General features: G+C 60.1%; 17 protein-coding genes. 7 read left to right on the top strand and 10 right to left on the bottom strand.

All coding sequences use genetic code 11. From position 1 onward, the window contains the following. Positions 1-100 precede the first annotated feature (100 nt). The 4 genes from HDG34_RS01460 to HDG34_RS01445 form a co-directional block, all read right to left on the bottom strand. The gene (locus tag HDG34_RS01460) at positions 101-970 is read right to left on the bottom strand and encodes an alpha/beta fold hydrolase (protein ID WP_260320987.1); all 870 of its coding nucleotides are present in this window, start codon (positions 968-970) and stop codon (positions 101-103) included. A 283-nt stretch (positions 971-1253) separates the two neighbouring features. Then, positions 1254-2816 (bottom strand): class I adenylate-forming enzyme family protein, encoded by a 1563-nt coding sequence (locus HDG34_RS01455; RefSeq protein ID WP_184057144.1) that lies wholly within the window; start codon positions 2814-2816, stop codon positions 1254-1256. 114 nt (positions 2817-2930) lie between these two features. Beyond that, entirely contained in the window at positions 2931-3248 is a 318-nt protein-coding gene (locus HDG34_RS01450) for a hypothetical protein (RefSeq protein WP_184057142.1), read from the bottom strand. Continuing rightward, a complete protein-coding gene (locus HDG34_RS01445) occupies positions 3245-3532 on the bottom strand; it encodes a hypothetical protein (protein ID WP_184057140.1) in 288 nt (95 codons plus the stop codon). The genes HDG34_RS01450 and HDG34_RS01445 overlap by 4 nt, the downstream gene beginning before the upstream one ends. 379 nt (positions 3533-3911) lie before the next feature. On the opposite strand from HDG34_RS01445, the gene HDG34_RS01440 reads away from it, so the two are divergent. Both HDG34_RS01440 and HDG34_RS01435 read left to right on the top strand, forming a co-directional pair. Next, complete coding sequence (locus tag HDG34_RS01440) at positions 3912-4982, top strand: zinc-binding dehydrogenase (RefSeq protein ID WP_184057138.1); 1071 nt, start codon at positions 3912-3914, stop codon at positions 4980-4982. A 171-nt stretch (positions 4983-5153) separates the two neighbouring features. Beyond that, a complete protein-coding gene (locus tag HDG34_RS01435; RefSeq protein WP_184057136.1) occupies positions 5154-6572 on the top strand; it encodes an MmgE/PrpD family protein in 1419 nt (472 codons plus the stop codon). Positions 6573-7026: 454 nt separating this feature from the next. Here the strand turns inward: HDG34_RS01435 and HDG34_RS01430 are convergent, their stop codons facing one another. Beyond that, the gene (locus HDG34_RS01430; RefSeq protein WP_184057134.1) at positions 7027-8226 is read right to left on the bottom strand and encodes a multidrug effflux MFS transporter; all 1200 of its coding nucleotides are present in this window, start codon (positions 8224-8226) and stop codon (positions 7027-7029) included. Positions 8227-8515: 289 nt separating this feature from the next. Here HDG34_RS01430 and HDG34_RS01425 point away from each other — a divergent pair, with 289 nt between their 5' ends. Further along, positions 8516-8728, top strand: a complete 213-nt coding sequence (locus tag HDG34_RS01425; RefSeq protein WP_184057132.1) for a hypothetical protein — start codon at positions 8516-8518, stop codon at positions 8726-8728. A gap of 55 nt (positions 8729-8783) precedes the next feature. On the opposite strand, the gene HDG34_RS01420 is transcribed toward HDG34_RS01425, so the two are convergent. Beyond that, positions 8784-9965 carry a porin gene (locus tag HDG34_RS01420; RefSeq protein ID WP_184057130.1) on the bottom strand — a complete coding sequence of 394 codons (1182 nt, stop codon included), beginning with the start codon at positions 9963-9965 and terminating at the stop codon, positions 8784-8786. A gap of 981 nt (positions 9966-10946) precedes the next feature. Here HDG34_RS01420 and HDG34_RS38840 point away from each other — a divergent pair. The 4 genes from HDG34_RS38840 (at position 10947) to HDG34_RS01405 (ending at position 16058) form a co-directional block, all read left to right on the top strand. After that, positions 10947-11081 carry a hypothetical protein gene (locus HDG34_RS38840; RefSeq protein ID WP_260320969.1) on the top strand — a complete coding sequence of 45 codons (135 nt, stop codon included), beginning with the start codon at positions 10947-10949 and terminating at the stop codon, positions 11079-11081. Between the two features lie 106 nt (positions 11082-11187). After that, positions 11188-12873 carry an aldehyde dehydrogenase gene (locus tag HDG34_RS01415; RefSeq protein WP_311734714.1) on the top strand — a complete coding sequence of 562 codons (1686 nt, stop codon included), beginning with the start codon at positions 11188-11190 and terminating at the stop codon, positions 12871-12873. Further along, entirely contained in the window at positions 12867-14357 is a 1491-nt protein-coding gene (locus tag HDG34_RS01410) for an aldehyde dehydrogenase (RefSeq protein WP_184057128.1), read from the top strand. The genes HDG34_RS01415 and HDG34_RS01410 overlap by 7 nt, the downstream gene beginning before the upstream one ends. A gap of 27 nt (positions 14358-14384) precedes the next feature. Further along, positions 14385-16058 (top strand): GMC family oxidoreductase, encoded by a 1674-nt coding sequence (locus HDG34_RS01405; protein WP_184057126.1) that lies wholly within the window; start codon positions 14385-14387, stop codon positions 16056-16058. A gap of 216 nt (positions 16059-16274) precedes the next feature. On the opposite strand, the gene HDG34_RS01400 is transcribed toward HDG34_RS01405, so the two are convergent. The 4 genes from HDG34_RS01400 to HDG34_RS01385 form a co-directional block, all read right to left on the bottom strand. Continuing rightward, the gene (locus HDG34_RS01400; protein WP_184057386.1) at positions 16275-17219 is read right to left on the bottom strand and encodes a LysR family transcriptional regulator; all 945 of its coding nucleotides are present in this window, start codon (positions 17217-17219) and stop codon (positions 16275-16277) included. 509 nt (positions 17220-17728) lie between these two features. After that, positions 17729-19015, bottom strand: a complete 1287-nt coding sequence (locus HDG34_RS01395; RefSeq protein ID WP_184057124.1) for an acetyl-CoA hydrolase/transferase C-terminal domain-containing protein — start codon at positions 19013-19015, stop codon at positions 17729-17731. A 270-nt stretch (positions 19016-19285) separates the two neighbouring features. Beyond that, positions 19286-20047: a nitroreductase gene (locus HDG34_RS01390; protein ID WP_260320966.1), complete on the bottom strand. Its 762-nt coding sequence runs from the start codon at positions 20045-20047 to the stop codon at positions 19286-19288. 960 nt (positions 20048-21007) lie between these two features. Beyond that, on the bottom strand, positions 21008-22312 hold the full coding sequence (locus HDG34_RS01385) for an MFS transporter (RefSeq protein WP_184057120.1): 1305 nt from the start codon (positions 22310-22312) through the stop codon (positions 21008-21010). Positions 22313-22344: the final 32 nt, after the last annotated feature.

Below are 22344 nucleotides of genomic sequence, written 5' to 3'. Positions count from 1 at the left end.
GCCACGGCGGACCGCGCGCAAGATAGAGGTCGCCGCTTCGTCCTGAACCGGTGGCGCCAGCGGCTCTGCGGCGCGCCGGAAGCATTCTCCAGCGGCGGGTTCAACTATATGCAACCGCGCGGCGCGTCGCCGACTGATCGGCGCGCGCTTGGCGAACGAGAAAACGAAGTACCGTTTCGCCAAATACGTCATTGCGCTCACATGCAACCATGTGACCGGCATCCTGTACATCGGCCGATTCCGCATGTGGGCACAAACGCAGAAACTCCTCCATTCCCGCCTCACTGACGATCTCGGAGCTTTCGCCGCGCAGCAGAAGCGTTGGCAGCTTCAGCTTGCGCGCGCTCGCCGAAAATCGTGAATGACGGCGCGGGAGATCGCGTGGCCACGCAAGGAAGCGAGGATCCCAATGCCAGCGATATTTGCCGTCGTCTCCGAAGCGCACGCTTCGAGTCAGGCCTTCCGGATTTGGCGATTGCGGTTGCTGCGGATGGAACTGCCGGATCACGTCAGCAATTTCGTCGAGCGACTGAAACCCGCCGGGCTTTTGTCGCATGAACGATTGGAGACGCGATACGCCCACAGGCTCGGTATAAGGCGCGATATTGACGAGAACCAGCGCCTGGGCGTTCAGATAGTTTTCTCCCACCGCGAGCAGACCTGTTGCGCCGCCCAACCCGGCGCCGACGATCATGGGCCGCCGCTCGCCTAACGTCGAGGCGACGCATTCGAGATCGCGGACCATAGCGCCCAGACTGTAGTGGCCGATGGGAGACCAGTCGGAGTCGCCGTGGCCCCTGGCATCGAATGCCACGGCGAAAAAACCTGCGTCACCGAGTGCTCTTCCTGTTCCACTCCAGCTGTGACGGGTTTGGCCGCTGCCGTGCAGGAGGATGACAGGGGTACCGTCCGGGTCGCCCCACGAGTCGCCAGCGAGGCGAATGCCGTCCGCACTTCTCCATACATGCATGGGGGCGGGCGCGGCCGGCAGGCATGTGCTCATTTCCGTCGAAGTCTTCATGGTCGAATTGCCCTCAGGTTGCGCGGCGTGTGCGTGCATGCATTGCGCACGAGTCGACACGTATAGTCGTAACTTCAACGCGCAGCGTGACGGCGTCAATCCCAGTCGCGTCGGTGTTCCGTACTCTGGTCGGTCGTTTGGAGCGTAGAAACGGGAACAGGACCGGCAGCATTTAGCGAGTAATAGATCCGCGGAGCGCGAAGGGCTTCGAAGCGCTTGCTGTCGCAGCGTGTTATCGCGGAGTAGCCGAACTTCGATGCGATGGCACTGGGTGATCATCTTGTGCCATCGCACGGAGAACATGCCTCATCAGTTTTCCGCTGGCAGTCGTTGGTATTTCCGGAATGACGATGATCCGTGAGGGCCGCTTGTATGGCGACAGCCGCGCGGCAAGGTGCCGATTCAATGTGTCGACGTCGGCCGTTGCTCCGGCTTCGAACTCGACGAAGGCGATCACCTCCTCATTGCTGTCTTCTGTGCGTCGGCCGACCACGGCGGATTGCCTGACCCCATCGAATGAATTGATCACCGTTTCCACTTCAACCGGATAGACGTTGAACCCCGAACGGATAATCAGGTCCTTCGACCGCCCGACGATGAACAGTGCACCGTCGGCATCGATCGTGCCGATGTCGCCGGTATCGAGCCAACCGTCTGGGTCCACCACTTCGGCGGTCGCTTGCGGCGCGCGGTAGTAACCTCGCATGACGCCGGGACCGCGCACCCACAACTCGCCCGGCATTCCGCGCGGGACAAGGTTGCGGTTTTCGTCCAACACGCGCAACTCGGCACCCTCAACTATTTCGCCTGCAGAACAGTCTTGCCGCGGCCGTTCGATACGCGTCACCGCCAGTGATCCCGCGTATTCGGTCATGCCATATCCGTGGTGCAGCGGTTGCCCGAAACGCGCTTCGACTTCGCGCTTGAGCGTCAGGTCGAGCAGGCTGCCGCCGGTGTAGAGGTAACGGAGCTTGGACGCGCCCACGGTCCGTCCGGACTCCCGCAAATAGCTAACGACGCGTGTGAACATCGTCGGCACGCCCTGCAGAATTGAGATCGCGCCGCTTTCGATCGCTTCGATCACGTCTCCCGGATCAAAACGCGCGCATAAGTGCAGGCTTGCCCCGCCGTATAACGTGGCGAGAAGCAAGGTGCCGACGCCGAATATGTGAGACATCGGCAGCACCGCGTACGCGCAGTCGCCTGGTTTTAAGTCGCGTGAAATCGCGGAAACTCGCGCGAAGTGCAACAAGCCGCGATGCGTGACCATGACGCCTTTGGGCTGGCCCGTGGTCCCCGACGTATAGATCAGGATGGCGACCTCGCGCGCCGTCGTCCCGCTCTCGGGGCGAGCATTTGAATCCGCATCGCTGCACAAGACGGCGCCGATGCCGTCCGCTACAGTCATCCGAGCGCCAAGCCGTTCGCCGTGACGCAACGCGTCCGGCGAAACATCGTGCGTGAACATCACCAGTCGCGGCTCGCAATGCGCACAAATCGCGGAAAGCTCTCGATCCGACAGACGTGCATTGACCACGACCGGCCAAGCCCCAATTTCCGACAACGCGAACAGCATGACGATTAGCGGCGTGCAGTTCTCGCCGACGATCACGACGCGGTCGCCGGGCATTGCGCCCCGGCTTTCGAAAAATGCGCGGGCCTTTTGGATGCGCGCCCACAGTTCTCCGAACGTCGTGCGTTGCTCGCCATCGAAGATGGCAACGAGATCTGGCGCGCGCGACGCCCAAAAGCACGGAATCCCGCTGATCCGTGCGAGTTTATCTGGAACCGTCATCGAGTTCTCCTGATCATGTGCGTTTCCCAGCCCGTCGCGGCTTCGTGCGTGCCGAAAAGTCCGGTTTCGTCCAGCCGTCCCACTTCGGTTCTATGTCGACCCCGGGCCGGCAGTTCAGTCGTCGCGCAGCGGTAATGCCTCGGCGGGATTGATCAGGCGATCGATCGCCTGGCTGTCGAGATGCGCAAGCGAATAGGGAAGTGACAGCAGTCCGAAAAGATAACAGGACCGTTGCACCCCGGCCGGCATGTGGCCTGCTGATGCAGCCGCCGCGAGGCTCTCACGGAACGTCCCACCAAATCGTTCGAGAGGAATGGCACGACCCGCGCGCTCTTCAATCACCAAGCCTGCGGTCCGCGTACGCAAATCTCCGTCGCACGTCTCGTTGCACAGTAATAGCCATCGAAGCGAGATGAGGCAGGCCGCGATCATCCGGTCCTCCGTTCACACGCATGCGCGCGGCTTATATTGGCCTCCAGCACACGCATGATCGACGCAACGTCGCCGATGTCCTCAAGACTGAAGACGGCGTCGATCACATGGTCGATGCAGTCGGCTGACATCACGTCTGCCGTGTTGCGGTGGAACTGGCGCCGAGGTGGTCGTTGGTCATCAGGCTCGCGCAATCGGCCGACGGGCCTGTCGGGGAATATTCGGTAGGCGGCGGGAAAGTACGACGTGCCGCAGAACTGAATGCGGGCAGATCGGGCGTGCATGCATCAGCGTCCGTGAGGCATGTGCCGGCGTAGGTCGCGCGACCGAAATGCATCATTTATCTACGTACCAGCTAAGAGATGTTAGTTTTATTGATCGACAGGCGAATCGCCATGGGTGTTAATCCTTAGACGTTGCGCGCAGATTAGTCAGCGTGGCAAATGGCTCTTTATCGACACTACCCAATCCTAAATCGAAGTACGGAATCAAATCGCCCGAAGCGAACCGGAATGAAATATCGGTGTTCCAATTCGGCAGATGCGGGGCTAACACTCGGGGCGCTGCGTCGCACACTGGCTAAAGCTACCCGGCGTTAGCAGGGTTGATTTTCGTTGTCACGGGCCCGTTTCGTCGTTCGGGTTCCACCTATCAGGAGCAGACATGCGTGGCGTCGTGTTCAAAGGAGACCGCAAGCTGGAACTCATGCAATTTCCCGACCCGACCCCGGGGCCGGGCGAAGCCGTGATCGAGATGATGGCTTCGGGCATGTGCGGCAGCGATTTGCATTTCTATCGGAACGATCCGGCTGAGGTCATCCGGTCGTTGGGATTCAGGGACCTGGCTTCACGCGGCATCGACGAGCGTGCGCCGGTCATCGGCGGTCATGAGCCCTGCGGGGTGATCGCCGCCGTCGGCGCGGGCGTGGACCCGGGCCTCTTCAAGATCGGCGATCGCGTGATGGTGTTTCACTATGAAGGCTGCAAGCACTGCGATTCGTGCCGCACGGGCTGGACTCAGTTATGCGATCACGGTGCCACAATTCACGGCTTGATCGCGCACGGCGGCCATGCCGACTACATGAAAGTGCCCGTTTCGTCGCTCGTCCATTTGCCACAGGAGATGTCGTTCGCGGGCGGCGCGGCCGTGTCGTGCGGAACCGGCACCGCCTATGGCGCGCTGCTGCGTCTCGACATCAGCGCGCGCGACACGCTGGCGGTGTTCGGGCTCGGTCCCGTCGGCCTCTCTGCCGCGCAACTCGCCGCGGCGATGGGCGTCGAGGTGATCGGCGTCGACATCTCGGCTGAGCGTGTCAGCCGGGCCAGGGAGTTCGGCGTCGCCCACGCCGTCGACGGCAGTCAGGTCGACGCCGTGGCGGAGATTCTCCGGCTCACCGGCGGCAAGGGCGTGACCTGCGCGATCGATTGCGCCGGCGGGGAAGTGCCGCGGCAGCAGGCCGTGCGCTCGACCCGGCCATGGGGAAAAATAGCGCTGGTGGCTGTCGGCGGCAATCTCACCGTCGACGCGATGAAGGACCTGATCGGCAAGCAGCGTACCGTGATCGGGTCCTACACGTTTTCGGAGGTCGCTATGAAGGATTGCGCCCACTTCATCGCCGATCACGGCGTCGACGTGGACAAGTTGTTCACTGACCACTGGAGGCTCGAGCAGGCGGAGGAAGCGTATCGCATCTTCGACGGCCAGGCGGGGGGCAAGGCTGTATTCGTCTTTTGAAGCACGCGCCACCTGGCACCCGATCCACGTGCGCGGACGTCGCCCGACGTACTGAACGTCAGGCGCCCCGCTTTGACACGCTGATGCCGTGCGAGGAACCAGGGTGTCACATGCTACGCGTCCAATATCAACTGGACGCCTGTCACCAATAACTTCCAACGAGAGGACCGTTTGACTACGAACCAGCCCGACACCAGATCGCCGGCCAATTGCCCGCCTTTGGAGCACGCGGTGGTCCGCCTTGTCCAGGAGTTGAAGTTCGACCACCTGAACGATGCGGCGCACGCCGGAGTAAGCCGGCTCATGCGCGACCAGCTCGCGCTGCAGATCGGCACCTCGCGAATGCCTTGGTCCCAAAAGGTGCTGGCGTTCGCACGCGCTCAACAGCGCCCCGGGCGCAGCCGCGTGTCCGCTAGCGCGCTCGCGTTGAGCGCCGCGGATGCCGCATTCGTCAACGCCGCGTTTGGCCACGGCTTCGAGTATGACGACGCGCACGGGCCCAGCGCCAGCCATCCAGGCAGTTGCGTGATTGCTGCAGCACTCGCGATTGGCGAAGAGCTGGGGTCTAATATCGAAGAGGTCATCACGGCAATCGTTGCTGGTTACGAGGTATACACTCGCATCGGCGTGCTGGCGGCACCCGACTTGCTCAAGCGCGGCTTCCATCCGCACGCGGTGCTGTCCAATTTTGGCGCCGCGGCGGTGGCGGCCAAGCTGCGCAAGTTCGATGCGGAGACGACGCTGCACGCGCTTTCCATCGCGCTGAGCCATGCGTCCGGCACCACCGAGTACACGTCCACTGGAGGCTCGATCAAGCGTGTGCATGCCGGTATTGGCACGCGCAACGGCATGGTGGCCGCCGACATGGCCCAGTCCGGCATTACCGGGCCTCGATCGTTCTTGAGCGGCAACAAGGGGCTATTTCGCACCTTCCTGCAGCGCGGTCCTGGCGAGCAGGCCGAGGAGCAGTTCTCGCTGGATCGACCATTCGAGATTGGCGCCGTCTGGCTCAAGGCGTATTGCGCCTGCTACTGCACTCACGCGTACATCGATGCGATCCGGCCGTTCGCTGACCGTTTCGCCGACATCTCGGGCGTGGAGGCCCGCATCCACCCGGCGTTCAACGTGGTTGTCGGCACCGCCAATGCGAACGCATACGAGCCGCAGAACATCGAGCATGTGCAGTTCAGCTTGCCTGTGCAAATGGCGTTCGCGATGCTCGGCAAGGGCAACGGTTACCGGGTGCACCGCGACTACCTGAATGGCAAGATCGATATGGGCCCTGTGATGGCTGCGGCACGCGGTATCAAGATTACTGTTGCCCCTAAACTCGAGCAGCAGTACCCGGGCAAGTTCGTGGCTGAAGTGACTGTCACGTTTCGCGACGGAAAGTCGGAGCATGTGTTCGTGGAGGACCCGATCGGCACGCTCGTCAATCCGATGTCCGAGCAGCAACAGGATGCGAAGTTCATGGAACTGACCACTGATGTGCTCGGTGACGCTCGGGCAAAGGCGCTGCTGACCACCCTCAAGGAGATGGACCCTCCTCGCACGAAGGCTGCCGACCTGATGGCGATGTGCGCCGCGTGATGCATCTCGGCAACGGGAGTTCGTCCGTCTGATACGTCTACGGCTCGTCACGCCTTGATATGTATCATGTCCAAAGCAAGTCCACACTGCTTGTTCCACTGATTTTCCGTCGAGGGGCTTTCTAATGCGTGCCGGGATGACCGTCACAGAGGGGCGGGTTGATCTCCGGATCAGGCGCGCACGTGCGAGCCACTCCAGTCTGGCAACTGCGGGTTAAAGGTGAATTCCGCAGATGTCAGGCTGGACACATCGAGCGCGGCGATGAACTGTTCTACAGCGCGGATTTCGTCGATGTCCGCGTTGAGTACCCGAGCTTCTTGCTCAAATAGTCGACGAACGGCTTCTCGCCTCTAGGAGAGGGCTATCTTGGCGCAGCGACATGGCGCGCGTAGTGTGAATTGCTGACTGGTTTTCCCGCCGGCGCTCCGCTTTCAGGTGCGAGATGTATTCCCCGCTATCCAGCGGGCCGTTTGCGGAGCGCCAGGAAAAAGGCGAATTGCGCAGTCGCTGTCGCGATGACAAGGACCAGTAACGCTGAGAACGCGGGGCTCGGGCCGAGTGCTGCAAGAGTCGTACACGCTGCGCCGACGGCATATTGGATGCACCCGCACAATCCTGCCGCCGAACCGATCGACTGATCATTGACGCTGAGAGCATTCGCAAGCGCGACGGGATTCACCATGCCGGAGCCACAGGTGAAGAGAATCATGCCACAAACCACCGTATGCACATCGAGCTGGCCGAGCAACAGGATGCAAAGGAGCGTGAAGGCGCAGACAAAACTGATGGTACAACCTACCCGCATCAAGGACTCGGGGGATACGCGGTGTACCAGCTTGGCTGTAATGCCGTTGCCAATCGCCATACCGGCGATCATGAGCCCCATGTAGATGCCGACGAGATGCAAAGGTAGGTGCAATTCGTTGACAAGAATGAAGGGCGCTGCCGATAGAAACGCATAGATTGAAAACGTCGCGAGGCCGTTGCCAACGGCGAACCCCAGAAATTGGGCGGACCCAAGCAGTGCGCGGTAATCGGCCACAAGATTCACGACATCCCTCCGGCGCGCTGCGTGTCGCGTTTCGGGCAATAATTTCCACGCCACCCCAAGTGTGAAGGCCCCGACGAGGGACAGCAGGGCGAACATGATGCGCCATCCCCACGCCCCCGCGACGAAACCCCCGACCATCGGAGCGAAACCGGGGCTCATGACGACCAGGAGATTGAGCAGCGCGAGTTGCGAGACTGACGAACTGGGATCTGAGGTATCGCGGACGATCGCGCGGCCCAGCGCCACTCCGGCGCAGCTGCCGAGGGCTTGCACGAGGCGCCCGAAAAGCAGGCACGGGAGATTAGGGGCGAGCGCGATGATCAGTCCGCCGACGACGTACACGATGAGCCCGATCATCAGCAGCGGACGGCGGCCAAACGAATCCGATAGCGGACCATATATGAGCTGGCCTGCGGCCAGCCCGATGATATAGATGCTGATAGCCATCTGCATCTGGCCCGCTTGCGCGTGAAGCGATTGGGCGGCATCGGGCAGCGCCGGCACGAACATGTGCATGGCCATCGTTCCACCCAACGCGATCAGCGCCAGCACCCAGAAAGGCGGCGCTGCACGCGGAATCGAATCGACGCACTCAGAACTCATTGCAATCCTTTCTCGTTGCAAGGCGGCTTCCGCTGTTTGATAGCAAGCCACCGGTGAGAATCGCAGTGTGAGGTCCCCAAGTCAACGGCGTGGTGCAGGCTGTTCCGTACTTTGCAGCTATAGGCTCCAAAACGACACTCCTTCTCCGGTTCCGGTGCCCGCGCCGTTCGTGCGAGGAGATAGTGGCGTCGTCATTCTCAAGGTGGTTCCGGATGCCGAAGCGCATGCGCTTTCGTCTGGCGGTTGATGTCGACTGTCGCATCCACGACTATCCAGCGACAGCACAAGCTTGCTCGACTGGTTCGGTCAAGACAAAAAAAGCGCAGGGAGCGCCAGCAATGCGTCTGAGCGAATCACGGGGAAGGTCGACGACGTACGCTCCCGGGACGACACCATCGAAGGTGGCGGCGACGTGGCCGTACTTGCGCAGCGGCGAGTGCATGAAGACATGCATGCTCGCCATACGCTTGACCACCCCGATTTCCCGATCTCCGACGAATAAGCCGCATCAACATGGAGCTAACCTAAACGGAGCGGGAAGGACATGAAGAATCAGATCAAAACTTGTGTCTAATGGCGATTCGTACTGCAACCTGATGATTTGACGTCGACGGCGTCAACTGGTTGATTGACGCGACCGCTTCCTTACCCGATGAGTCTGTACCGCTGGCCTTTTGGTAGACTCCGATCAGATATACGTCGGTACGTTTAGACAAAAAGTAGTCAACACCGACAGCGCCCTGGTGGTACGTGGCCCCGTCGGATCCGTTGGCGCCACTGTTCTTTGTATAGACATAAGCTGCGCCCGCGAGAAGAGTTGGTGTGATCTGATATTTGAAGTTGACTTCGGCGTTATTGAATGTAGCCGTTCCGCTGATGCCACCAATGGGAACAGGTCCCGAGGTCCTGTCTCCCAGATTCCGAAACTGACTGTTCGAATAATTCGCGCCGATAGTTGCTGCACCGAACGTGTATGCCACGCCCGCGCCAATCACTTGGAGAGAACGCGCCGACGCGTAACCAGAAATGACAGGGGAGGCGCCAAAATTCGATCCCGGTACGCCGGCTGTCGTAGGTGCGACAGTCCCGCCAGCGCCGTAGAACGAAGTGTTAGGATTGCGCACATTAAGGTAGCCGACGCCGGCGACAAGCGGCCCATTCGAGTAGCCTGCACCGAGTGACCAGATCTGATTGCGTCCGACGCTGCCGGCCACGCCGCCCAAGGCATACACACCGCCAAATGTTAGGCCCGCGATGTTAGGGCTAGTGTACTTGATAGCATTGTTTGTGCGATTCGTGTTATTGAAGTTATCGTTATCGGAAGGGTGCGCGGCGAGATAGCCACCCCATTGATCACCAGCTTCGAGTGGTCCGAGATAGTCAACGACAGAGTCGTACTGCCTCCCCAACGTTACCGTGCCATATTGGTTGGAAAGGCCCACGTACGCTTGCCGGCCGAATAAGAGGCCGCCCTGGCCAAGCTTTCCGGTGTTGACATCAAATCCGCTCTCAAGGACAAAAATTCCAGACAGCCCTCCGCCAAGATCTTCTTTTCCACGCAGACCCCAGCGACTTCCTTGCAATACGCCACTGGCCATATTGTAGAGCGCCTTACCATTCGCGTTACTATTGTAGTTAATGCCCTCGTCTATAATTCCGTATAACGTCACGCTACTTTGGCCATAAGCGATACTGCTGGCTAAACTGAGCATTGCGAAAGTAATGCAAGACTTCTTCATTGACGGCCTCCGTTCATCATTGTTGGCAAGTGATACTTGCATTGCAAAAGAACCAGTTGAAGCGAATCTTCAGACCACTCGGGGCGGGCCATTGCACGCTTGGTTGTGTCGATGGTCGAACTTATATGTCGTCACAGAACTATCGAAATAGCATTCCTGACGATCGCCAAAGGAATGGTTACTTTCCTTGGGACGTGGAACGCATTTGCGCGTAGCGTGCGAAAAGCGGGCAGTCTGCTGATGTTGCCGATGAACATAGAGCGTCTCCATATCTGATTGATTTTTCGCCATTGGATAGAGTTGCCTTCGACCAGGCAATAGCACCTCGGAAGGTGTTCCGTACTTTGAAGATGGAGCAGGCGAAGCATCAGGCTCGGTGGTTGGGTGCAGTGCATGCCCGCTAACACCATTGTCCAACCGTGAGTTTGTTCTATCGCTGTAGCTGAGCCCCTGTGAGGCGGCTGTTAGGGCTAGGGTCGCATGCCCTACTGGCAATGGTGATGTGCGAAGCCGTTCCGACAAGGAGTCCGAAGGTCCGCAGCGTCGCGGGGCGCTGCGTGGAAGCCCCGAGAGGCAACGTGGCCGAGACGTCAGACTGACTGACACGGGCAAGTGAGGCGAATCGCTGATAAACGTCGTTAATCTTGGAATGCCAAAGCTGCTGTCGAATCCGGGTGGAACCGTGTCATGTCTCCGAACTCGGTGCTACAAACGAGCGGGGGTTTTTGGGGTACGAGAAACGGGATAGGTCACTTCTCGCAATCCCTCGTGAAAGCAGATTGTTCCTTCGGTCGTTTCTGCTGTGGCTAGGTTCAATAAGTCAGGAAGCCGTCGACGCAGCACATATCGTTGCGGCTCTCCCGGGCCACGCGCGGACGGCCCGCGACACGCCTGGTTCCGTTGTACGGAATATTTGGGCGAAGGTTTTGAAAATAAGCTGCATTCAGTGATTCAATGGTTCTCACAAAAAAGGAGACACCCGTGATCCCACTGCCAACAACTGCCGTCGTCATCCTCTTCACCCTTGTCGCGCTCGCCAAAGCCGGCAGTGAACGGATCGGGACCGCCGCGGCATCCGATTTCGGCGCCTTGGGCGCAAGCATCGGCTGCTACTGAGACTCCCGAACTTACCCTTCGACGGTGGAAAAAAATCTTGCCCTTCGCGCGCATGTCCGGCGAGGTTCTTTCGCTTTTTCTGAACCCATGCGCCTGCGGCTAACGTATGCCGGCAACACAGTGGGGGCAATATCAAAGCGCGTTCGATGGGAAGCATCTGGCGCTCACCGGCGGACGGCAGAATGTCAAATTCATCGACCTTGCCTCTCACCGCTGGTATGGAAACGACAACGCGGGATCAGCAGCCGGCAACTACCGGCTCAGTTCCTGGGCTCGTAATCCGGGCGGCCCTTTTCAACCATTTACCGAGGATTCCCTGATGAGCGAAAGAACCATCCAACTGCAGCATCCGCACCGCCTCTTCATCGGAGGCGAGTGGATCCAGCCGTCCCTGTCTGCGAGCTTCGACGTGCTCGATTGCAGCACGGAACAGGTCGTTGCGAGCGTCGCGGAAGCGGGGTCCGGCGACGTCGCACGCGCTGTGCAGGCCGCACGGAAAGCATTCGACAGCGGCCCTTGGCCTCGGATGACTGTCCTGGAACGTGCCGCCTATCTCGAGAAGCTCGCGCAGCGTTTCGAGGCAATGAATGACGAATATGCGCGCGTGTGGTCCATCGAATCTGGCATCGTTTATCGGGTCGCGCAGCCGCGCATCGGCGTCTTCCTAAGCGGCGCCTTCCGGCAGTACACCGCCATGGCATCGACGTTCGCGTTCACGGAGCCCTGCACATCGGCCACCGGCAATGCGGCTTACCGGGTTCACGAGCCGGCGGGCGTGGTCGTCGCGATCATCCCGTGGAACGGCCCGGCCGGTCTCATGGCGTACAAGGTGGCGCCGGCGCTCCTCGCAGGGTGTACGGTCATCATCAAGTCCTCTCCCGAGGCGCCATGCTCCGCCTATCTGTTCGCGCAAATGTGTGAAGAGGTCGGCTTTCCGCCGGGCGTCGTCAACGTCCTGACGGCGGATCGCGCGGTCTCCGAGGAATTGGTCCGAAACCCCGGAGTCGACAAGATCACCTTCACCGGATCAACTGCGGCCGGCCGCCGGATCGCTGCGGTGGCCGCGGATCGGATCGCCCGGGTGACGCTGGAGCTGGGAGGCAAGTCGCCCGCGCTCGTGCTCGACGACTACGACGTCGAGGTGGCAGCAAAGACGATAGGCGCGTCCTTCTTCGGTTACCTATCCGGGCAGGTTTGTCACAGCCTGACGCGCGTGATCGTTCCGCGCGCGAAGCACGACGCGATGACAGAGGCGCTGGCTGAAGTCGCGCGGAACATGGTGCTGGGTGATCCGTTCGATGCGGCCTCCACAGCCGGTCCGTTGGCAACTGCACGGCAGCGGGAAACGGTCGAACGGTACGTGGCCAAAGGCACATCCGAAGGCGCGACTCTCGTCACGGGAGGCAAGCGCCCGGCCAACAAGGAAAGGGGCTTCTTCTTCGAACCGACCGTCTTCGCGAACGTGGACAACCGTTCGACGATTGCCCAGGAGGAGATCTTCGGTCCGGTGCTATGCGTCATTCCGGCGGACGACACAGCGCATGCCGTCCAGATCGCCAACGACACCATTTACGGCCTGAACGCCGCAGTGTTCACTGACGACTCGCACTTGGCGATGCAAGTGGCCCGGCAGATCCGCGCCGGATCGGTGGGTCACAATGCGTCGCGCACCGATTTTTCCGTCGGCTTCGGTGGTTTCAAGCAGTCCGGTATCGGCCGGGAGGGCGGGCCTGAGGGCCTCGCTGCGTTCCTGGAGTCCAAGACCATCATCATGGAGGCCAAGCCATGCTAAGCATCCTCGGGCGACGCAACGACATGACCTTGCCGCCGTTGATGAATTACGTCGACGGTCGCTGGACGAATGAGGGGGTGTCAGAACGCTATGTCCAGCGTCATCCTGCGACCAACGAGGTGACGGCGGAATTGCCTGAGACTGATGCTGAAACGGTGGGTGTCGCGGTGCAGGCCGCGCGGCGGGCGTTCGACCAGGGTCCCTGGTCCCGTATGAAAGCGCGCGACCGCAAGCAGTTGTTCCGCCGCATTGTGGACGTCATCGAGCGCCATGCCGACGAACTCAGCTGGCTGCAGACGCTGGACAACGGCATGCCGATCGCCTACAGCCTCAATGGGCGTGTGTCCGCACGTAATGCCGTGGACATCTTCGACCACTACGGAGGCTGGATCGACAAGATCAACGGCGAGACGTACCCGGATTTCCACTCGAATATGCAGTTCATGAGCTTCCGCGAGCCGGTGGGCGTCGTGGGGGCGATTATCCCTTGGAACGCGCCCATCATGATGTTCGCCATGAAGGTCGCGCCGGCGCTCGCGGCCGGCTGCACGGTGGTGCTCAAACCGTCCGAGCTCGCTGGCCTCTGCGCGCTGCGTATGACGCAACTCATTGAGGAAGTCGACCTTCCGCCTGGCGTTTTGAACGTGGTCATGGGAGGAGGCGGGACCGGTCGCGCGATCGTGGAGGATACCCGCGTTGACAAGATCGCCTTTACCGGCAGCAATGCAGTCGGCGCGTACATCCTCTCGCGCAGTGGCCAGAACATGAAGCGGACAACGATGGAGTTGGGGGGGAAGAGTGCGGCCATTGTGTTTCCTGACTGCGACGTGGAAGCTGCAGGAACCCACGTCATGGGTCTGTCGTCGACCTTCCTTTCGGGGCAGGTCTGTTCGACAACCTCGCGGGCGCTCGTGCATCGATCGGTGTATGACCGGTTTCTCGATGCCGCCGCGCGCCAGGTGAAAACGATCCGTCGGGGAGACCCGTTCTCGATGGACACCACTTCCGCGGCTCTGATTAGCGAGAAGCAGACGCGGCGCGTGTTGGAGTACGTGGACTCGGGCCGTGCGGACGGCGCCCGGCTTGTGTTTGGCGGAACGCGTTCCGGAGGCGAGCTCTCGGCGGGCAACTGGGTTGAGCCCGCGCTGTTCGCCGACGTTAACAACCGCACGCGCATCGCCCAGGAAGAGATCTTCGGGCCGGTTCTGAGCGCCATACCGTTCGACACCGAGGAGGATGCGATCGCGCTCGCCAACGATTCCGGCTTCGGTTTGGCAGGGACCGTGTACACGAAGGACATCTCGCGCGCCTTCAAGGTCGCCCGGGCAGTTCGGACCGGGATCATGGGCATCAACGGGTACGGCGTGGTTCCCAGTTCACCGGTGGGCGGCTTCAAGGGTTCCGGCCTCGGTCGCGAAGGCGGATGGCCCGGCATCGAGGCCTATACGGAAATCAAGACGGTGATGATCAACCTTGACGCTTGAAGAAGCGGACAGGGTGAGGAGGATAGATTGGAGACATACGACTATATCGTCATCGGCGCGGGCTCCGCGGGGTGCGTGGTCGCGAGCCGCTTATCCGAGGACAAGGATATCCGTGTACTACTGCTGGAGGCAGGGCCCGCCGCAAATTCTTTCTGGGTGAAGACTCCAGCGGGCGTGGGAAAGCTGTTCCACGACAGCCGGTTCAACTGGCGGTACTTCACTGAGCCGATTCGTTCAATGCAGCGGCGAAAAGTGTACTGGCCGCGCGGCAAAGTTCTCGGCGGCACGAGCGCCATCAACGGGATGGTGTACATGCGAGGGCACCCGCGGGACTTCGACGAGTGGGCGGCCAAGGGCAATCCTGGCTGGAGTTGGTCTGAAGTTCTGCCGTATTTTCTGCGCTCCGAGTCGAATACGCGTGGCGCCAGTCCATTCCATGGAGCGGAAGGACCCATGTGCGTGTCCGATCCTGTCCTCCAGCACCCCACGACCGACGACTTCGTCGAGGCGGCGGCCCGGGCCGGCATCCCCCGTGCGGCGGACCTGAACGGGCCGCCGCACGAGGGCGTCGGCTACCAGCAATTCACCATCCGCGACGGGCGCCGGCACAGCAGCTACGACGCGTTCATCGCTCCGGTGCGACACCGGCCGAACCTGCACGTGCGCAGTGGGATCCACGTGATGCGGATCGTGTTCGAGGGCCGAGACGCAACCGGGGTGGAAGTGTTGGAAGGAGGCCAACGTCGCGTGATTCATGCGGCGCGCGAGGTGATCGTCTCGGCGGGCGCCCTGAACTCGCCGCACCTGCTGATGCTGTCCGGGATCGGCGACGGCAACATGCTGCAACGTTTCGGCATCACCACGCTGCACCATCTGCCGGGCGTCGGGCGCAACCTGCAGGATCACTTCTTCGCCCCGCAACTCTTGCAGTGCACTCCGGAGAGTTCGTACAACAGCAGCCTGCACGGCTTGCGCAAGTACTGGCACGGGTTGCGCTATCTGATGACGCGGGGCGGCTATCTGGCGCTGGGCATGTCGCCGGCAAGCGCGTACGTGCGAAGCTCGCCGGACTCACCCCAGCCCGATCTGCAACTCGTGCTGCGACCCATGACCTTCAATTTTCACCCCTCCTCCGGCGAGGTGATGATCGACAAATTCCCGGGTCTGAGTGGCGTCGTGGTGCTGCTGCTTCCCCGATCAAGCGGATATGTAGAGCTTGCCTCCGCTGACCCGCTGCAGGCACCACAATTCCATCCGAACTATCTGGGCGACAATGACGACGTGCAGCGCATGGTGATAGGAATGCGGATGCTGCGCCGCATTCTCGCCACCGAGCCCTTGGCCACGCGCATCGTCCGGGAGACGGTACCGGGCGCCGGAGCCGTGACGGACGAGCAACTGATCGATCATCTCCGCGCTCACGGCAATTGCGCTTGGCATCAGGTGGGCACCTGCAAGATGGGGAATGACCAGATGGCCGTAGTGGACGCGCGGCTGCGCGTTCGGGGGGTCAATCGACTCCGTGTCATCGACGCCTCTGTGATGCCGCAGATTACGGCAGGGAATACGAGCGCGCCTGCCATGATGATCGGCGAGAAGGGAGCCGAGATGATTCGCGAGGACGCGCGAGACAAGGACGCGTTTCAGGCGCAAGTGGAGTCGGCGCTGCGGCACGCGCCTGCTGTCGCCAAGAGTATGTAACTGTTACATTCGAGCCGGCCGCGGCGACGGTCATACCGGGCGCCGCCCGGAGTCAAGTCGGCAGGCGTGACTCCGGCGAAGCACGGTTCAATGCATGTGGTCAGCCTTGCAGGGGCTGCGGCGCGAACAACGAACCGTTTATGCTGTTCGCGGATCGTAACCGCGCCAGTTTGCCCGGCGCCATTGGCCGACCGCCCGTACGCCAGCGCTTGTTCATCACCGAATTATGCTAACGATGGAGGGCGTCTCAGGCGGGCGATCGAGCAACTGCTTTAGCAACATACGCACCGCTGGCCCCAGTGAGCGGCTCCCAGCGGTCGCGATATCTATCGAGCGATTGGCCCAAGGCTCCGTGAAGTTCACCGCTGCGACTTCACTGAATAACTTGATGTCCAGCAGGCACTCAGGCTGCACGGTAACACCAAGACCGGCCTGTGCGAGGCTCATTGCCACGCCCGCGCTCTGTACGCTATATTTAATATTTAACTCGCGTCCGAGCCGTTTTGCCGCCTCACGAAAAGCACTGAGCATGGCGCCGGCGACAATGATGTTCTCGGGCAACAAGTCTTCAAACGAGATGCTTTTCCGTTGTGCAAGGTGATGTCCGCCGGGCACAACTGCAACCATGCGGTCTTTGCGGTAAGGGACGACAGCAAGCCCATCTAGGTCCAGGCCAGGCGCAGCGGCGAAAACGCCGATGTCGGCTTCGCCTTGCGCCACAGCCTTCGGGATTTCGCTATTTTCTACCTCATTTACGATGAGATCGACGAGCGGAAACTCACGTGCGAATTCGCCCAGCTCCCGCGCCAGGAAAGGTGCAATGATCGATCGAGCGGAAGCGATAGTCACGGTGCCGCGCACGCCTTCGCTGAATGCGGTCATCTCCGCTCTCATGTCATCGAACTTGGAGAAGACAGTACGAATGTAGTCCACGAGGACTTGTCCTGCGGGACTTGGTACGACACCCTTTGGACCGCGCTCGAGCAGTTTGATGCCTGCAATCTCTTCTAAATCCTGGATTCGCTTCGTCGCGGCGGAGGCAGCAATATTTTCACGGATTGCGGCCAAGCCAATCTGACGTTCCTCCACTGCGGACAAAAACAGCCGCAAAGTGAACAAATCGACCTGCCGAATGAAATGCAGTCTGTTAAAGGAATTCATTGCCCAGATAACGATCAGCGAGAACACCTGATAATACCGCCCCGTCGTACCGCCGGATCCTATGCAACGTAGTTTCCGCTGAGAACCTCTCGCTTACCATGAGCGTTAATCCCTATCGGAGCATGTATATGGCGCCACGCCTGTAGCTACGCTCCAGAGCCGCACGATGGCTCGCAGATCTGGACGTCATGTCTCGGGGCTGGTTGGTGAGCGCGCCCGCGGACTGACCGCACGCAACTGCATCGGATACGAATCGGCGCCTCAACTCTTGCTGACGGTCGGAGACAATAGCGAGAGGTTGCAGTCAGAAATCAGCTTCGCAGCCTCGTCCGGCGTTAGCCCGTGTCGGCATCCTGAGCGAGTCCAACGTGGCCTCCGTTCCGGAGTCGGCGCACCAGATTAGTCGACGTATTCGTTGCTACTTCAACCCTTGGCCGGAAAGGCGTCGACGCCTGACAGCTTACTTTTCCCGTTGAAGGAACTGAGTTCAGCGGAGGCACTGCTGCTGTTCAGGCGTGCTTCATGAGCGCGTGGACCTCGCGTTCCAACGCCTCACGATGAAGGGGATCCGCGATGGCGAGCATGCGAGGAATGCGCTGGGCGATTGACAAACCGCGGAGATCAGCGATCCCGTGCTCCGTCACGATCACGCATGCGTCGCTGCGGGGTACAGTCACCGGTCCAGAAAGTGATGCCACGACGCCGCTGCGTATGCCGGCGGCCGAGGGTAGCGCAATGATAGGCACGCCGCCGCGACTGGTTTGCGCCGCGCGCAGGAAGTCGCCAATGCCTCCGACGCCGCCGACGTAACTCCCGCCTGCCACTTCAGCGTTAACCTGGCCAGTTACATCTACTTCGATGGCTGAGTTGATCGCGACGAAGCGTTCAATACCGGCCAGCACCGACGGATCGTGCGTGTATTCCGTTCCACGTAACTCAAGCGATGAATTCAAGTGTGCGAAGCGGTGGAGAGGTGCCCCGCCTATTAAGGTCCCACCAATGGTCAGGCCGGCGTCGATGCTTTTGCAAGAGTTGGTCACGACGCCCGCTTCGCAAAGGCAAGCGATTCCCTCGCCAATGCTTCCAGAATGGACCCCCAGCTCGCGATGATCTTTGAGATGTGTGAGGACTGCATCCTGGATGGACCCGATACCTGTCTGCAATGTGGCTCCGTCTTCGATGAGACCGGCGACATGTCGACCTATCTCTGTCTCGACGGGATTGGGAAGCGGTCTCGCACTGATCGGAAGCGGCGAGGTTGAGTCGACAAGCAACGCGAAGTCGTGATCGCGCAGATAAGGACCGCCGTAAGTCCACGGGACATCTGGATGCACCTCGCCAACGATGCTTCTCGCGTGACGGACGGCTTCGGAGACATATTCGCGGGCCAGCCCTAAGCTGTAGCGCCCCAAAGCATCCGGTTTCGAAACTTGGAGAAACACGACGTCGGCATGTAACTGACCGCTGCAAATCATGCGCGGCAATTGCGAGTAGTGCACCGGCAAAAAATCCAGCACTCCGGCCTCGGCGAGCTTGCGGTTTTCACCCGTCCCACAGTAGGAAAGGAAGTCAAAGGCATCGGCATGTTCCGGCTGGAGGATTCCCGCTACGCCGATGCCAATAAACAATCTAAGCCGTCCGAATGCTGCTCGTTGCTGGACGAGCGCGCGAATGAGCGTTACCGGTTCAGCGTGCGCTTGTCCCCATAGCACAGTATCGCCGGGCCGGATAATCGTGCTTAGGTTTTGCAGGCTACGATATTGATTCAAGGGAATCTCGACTGGCTCAGTTGTCATCCAATCTAGCGTGCTTCCGCAATTGAGACAATTAGCTAATATACACGGCGATGTCGAGGCTGACTCCGACGCAGGCGGCAAGTGGCAGGCGGCTGCCCGAGACCACACTCGAAGTGCGGCGGTGCTCAGAAAGCGGGTGAACCGCTTTAGAAGGTGCGCTCGCACCCGCACTGATGACGGGTCACACGACGATGATCGAGTTCTCTCCACGCAAGCCGATGACCTTATAAGGCGCAGGCGATAATTCGGTTGTCATGGCCTTGGCAAATGTCAATTCTCAAGCCAGCGCGTAAAGACGCTTGGATCCTCGCGCTGGGGACGATACTCGTTGACGACTGCACCCGCGTCAGCGTAGCCGAGCGAAAGGGTGCAGACCAGCCGCTCTTCGGTTGCACCGATGTGCGGCAGAACTATTGACGAGAACGGATTCCATGCCGCCTGCACGCAAGTGTGCAGCCCCTCGCCGCGCGCCGCGATCATCACGCTTTGCACGAACATGGCCGTATCGACGAGCGCCCCCTGCGCCATCGCCTTTTCGTTGGTGAAGAAGATGCCAACAGGAGCGTCGAAGAATTTGTAGTTCCGCTGGAGTTGAGCATGCATCCTGTCTCGGTCGCCCTTGCGGATGCCCAGCGCGTCGTAAAGTCCAAACCCTGTCGCGCGTCGCCGCTCGATATACGGCGACTTCCACTCAGACGGATAGTAGGGGTAGTCTTCCCGGTAGACCGACGCGAGCGAAGGATCGTCGCGTAATGCGTCGTGGGCGGCGCACACTTTGCTTACGAGTGCATCGCGGCTCGCGCCTTGCACGACGTAAACTTTCCACGGCTGGGTGTTCGAACCGGATGGCGACCAACTGCACGCACGCAAGATGCGCTCGATCGTCGCACGTTCCACCGATTTCGGCAGGAAGGCTCGGCAGCAAAAACGCGTTTCGATGGCCGTGTAGACGCTTCGCGGGTCATTGACGACTGCCAGCACGTCGGGTACTTTGCTCGGGTCCTGAAGATCGCTATCCATTACTCGGTTCATATTGGTACTCGTGTTGATCCAATCACGAATGACATTCGGCGCGACTACTGCTTGCTATTCGCCGGCGCGCAGGAATGATTTCGCTCATTAGGCCAGGCGGGACTGACAAGCAAGTTGCACTGGATTACATCAGCGCAGCGTACGCGGAACTCGGTTTGCGCAGCTCTTTCAACGGGTCCACGGCCGAACGATACTAGGCCGCCGTAGAAGACAATGATCTGCGAGGCAGGGCGGGGCGGCTGGTCTTTCAGTGTGCAATCGTGCACGTGCATTGCAATCCCACAGACTGAATCTCAGTTAAACGCCACCGACTGACTCGAAGTGTAAGCGCTTATTCTTGTGCGCCAACTTGTGATTTACGAAGCTTCGATTCGCAGCCGGCGAATGCGCGTGCTCAGGCACAGATCAGCATACCGGTGGCGGGCCCGATCCCACGGTCTCGCTGAGTCGCGATGTGGATCCGTCGGTTCGCCGACGTCTCCGACCCAATTCACGCCGCAACTTCGTTGCATAGTCTGCGGTCGACCGGGAATTCAGGCTGCGCCCTTGCACCAAAGCCTGCATGGATAACGTTGATCGCCGTGCCCGCTCTTCGCCGCGAAAACCGCTTCCTTTGTGCAGCTCGCGCGACAGACGCCCGACCAGTGGCTGCACAAAGCGCTTCATTGGGACCGCCGGTACATACTGCGTGATTGTCGGGGCCGACGGATTTTCGACTGACGTACTCCCGTGTTCCATGAACGCCGGACAGCGGCAAACCCCGTCGCACACGTGTCTCGAGCCATTGGCCGCCCATAGACGCTCCGCACGTATAGGACGGAGCATATCGAATTGGAAAGCTCGAATCGCGGTTCTAGCCGCGATGTTGCCGGGCGGGGCCTTCGACCCCCTGCAGATGGCGTTCTTTTGCCGTCTTCCAAAGGGAGCGGCCGCGTTGCGCAACATAGGCGACGACAACTTTCAGGCACGGGGACTAGATGCAACCAAACTGGCGGTTACCGACGTCCGCAAACTTACTCCTCTTGTCTCAGGAATGAACTGGACGGCAATCAATCCTGCAGTTCCGATAATCGCAAGGTACACACCGACGGCCGTGGAGTAGCCGGAAACGCTTATGAGCCAGGCGGCTATGAAAGGCGCCGTGCCTCCGAAAACCGCCACGCTTAACTGGTAGGAAATGGCATGCCCAGTGGTCCGAAAGGACGTTGGAAACAACTCCGTCATCGTTGTAAATGCAGCTCCGCCATAGATGCCGACCGTGATGCCCAGCACAATCTGGCCAATCAGTGTGCCGAGAGTCGAGCCCGAAGTGGAAAGTAGCACTGCCGGGTAGGCAGTTATAGCTACGCAAGCGGCGCCGATCGTCAAGACAGTTTTCCGTCCGACGCGATCGCTCCACCTTCCGGAAAGATAAAGGCAGATTGCGGAGGCCATGATAGCGGCGGCATTGCATAACAGCGCGACCGTCGGTCTCAGATGCGCCTCCCTGACCAAGAAGGTGTACATGAAGCCCAGTAGCACGTATGCGCCAACCGCCAGGACAGGCATCACTAGAACGACATGCAGCATACACTTCAATCCCGAGCGTGTCGCAGCAACCAGCGGATTATCGAACCGTGCTTTTTGGGACGCTTGCTTGAACTCCTCCGGATCATCGAGGCTGCTTCTGAGCCAAAAGCCAACAACGCCCACCAAGCCGCCTAGAAGGAAAGGAATTCGCCAGATGCCGTCACTGTACGCGGCTTCGCCAATAGCGCTTTGCAGCGCAAACAGCAGGACGGCGACGAACGCGTTTGGCATAAACGAAAACAACGTGGTTAGACCAATCCACGCGCCTCGGCGGTCATCGGGCGCTGATTCAATCACGTAACTGTTGCTGGCCGACGTCTCACCGCCGATTGCCAGGCCTTGAACAATGCGGAAAACGACGAGCAATACCGGTGCGGCTAGACCAAGGCTCTGATAAGTCGGCAATAGCCCGATCATCATGGTGGAACCTGCCATCAACCATACGGTGAAAGTGAGGACCTTCACGCGGCCTAATCTGTCCGCCACATAGCCGAAGAGGATCCCACCAATGGGACGGGCAAAAAAGGCAACAGCATACACAGCGAAAGTGCTAAGCAAAGCGGCTGTTCGATCTGTTCCAGGAAAAAAATACCTTGCAAGGATAGGCACAGAGAAGCCGAAAATAGCGAAGTCATAAAGCTCGCCAAAGTTTCCAATAGAAGCTGCGCCGAGTACGCGCAATGATTGCCGTTTCATAGTCTCCTCCGATTTATGTAACTTGGGGTGCG

This window comes from Paraburkholderia sp. HC6.4b (assembly GCF_014200875.1).
In the GTDB taxonomy this organism is placed as follows: domain Bacteria; phylum Pseudomonadota; class Gammaproteobacteria; order Burkholderiales; family Burkholderiaceae; genus Paraburkholderia; species Paraburkholderia tuberum.
This window is presented reverse-complemented; position numbering and strand designations above follow the sequence as displayed.

Bases quoted from the DNA above. Each gene is read 5' to 3' on its own strand.
- HDG34_RS01460 (WP_260320987.1), bottom strand. From the start codon at position 970: ATGCATGTATGGAGAAGTGCGGACGGCATTCGCCTCGCTGGCGACTCG.
- HDG34_RS01455 (WP_184057144.1), bottom strand. From the start codon at position 2,816: ATGACGGTTCCAGATAAACTCGCACGGATCAGCGGGATTCCGTGCTTT.
- HDG34_RS01450 (WP_184057142.1), bottom strand. From the start codon at position 3,248: ATGATCGCGGCCTGCCTCATCTCGCTTCGATGGCTATTACTGTGCAAC.
- HDG34_RS01445 (WP_184057140.1), bottom strand. From the start codon at position 3,532: ATGCACGCCCGATCTGCCCGCATTCAGTTCTGCGGCACGTCGTACTTT.
- HDG34_RS01440 (WP_184057138.1), top strand. From the start codon at position 3,912: ATGCGTGGCGTCGTGTTCAAAGGAGACCGCAAGCTGGAACTCATGCAA.
- HDG34_RS01430 (WP_184057134.1), bottom strand. From the start codon at position 8,226: ATGAGTTCTGAGTGCGTCGATTCGATTCCGCGTGCAGCGCCGCCTTTC.
- HDG34_RS01420 (WP_184057130.1), bottom strand. From the start codon at position 9,965: ATGAAGAAGTCTTGCATTACTTTCGCAATGCTCAGTTTAGCCAGCAGT.
- HDG34_RS01415 (WP_311734714.1), top strand. From the start codon at position 11,188: ATGCCGGCAACACAGTGGGGGCAATATCAAAGCGCGTTCGATGGGAAG.
- HDG34_RS01410 (WP_184057128.1), top strand. From the start codon at position 12,867: ATGCTAAGCATCCTCGGGCGACGCAACGACATGACCTTGCCGCCGTTG.
- HDG34_RS01400 (WP_184057386.1), bottom strand. From the start codon at position 17,219: ATGAATTCCTTTAACAGACTGCATTTCATTCGGCAGGTCGATTTGTTC.
- HDG34_RS01395 (WP_184057124.1), bottom strand. From the start codon at position 19,015: ATGACAACTGAGCCAGTCGAGATTCCCTTGAATCAATATCGTAGCCTG.
- HDG34_RS01390 (WP_260320966.1), bottom strand. From the start codon at position 20,047: ATGAACCGAGTAATGGATAGCGATCTTCAGGACCCGAGCAAAGTACCC.
- HDG34_RS01385 (WP_184057120.1), bottom strand. From the start codon at position 22,312: ATGAAACGGCAATCATTGCGCGTACTCGGCGCAGCTTCTATTGGAAAC.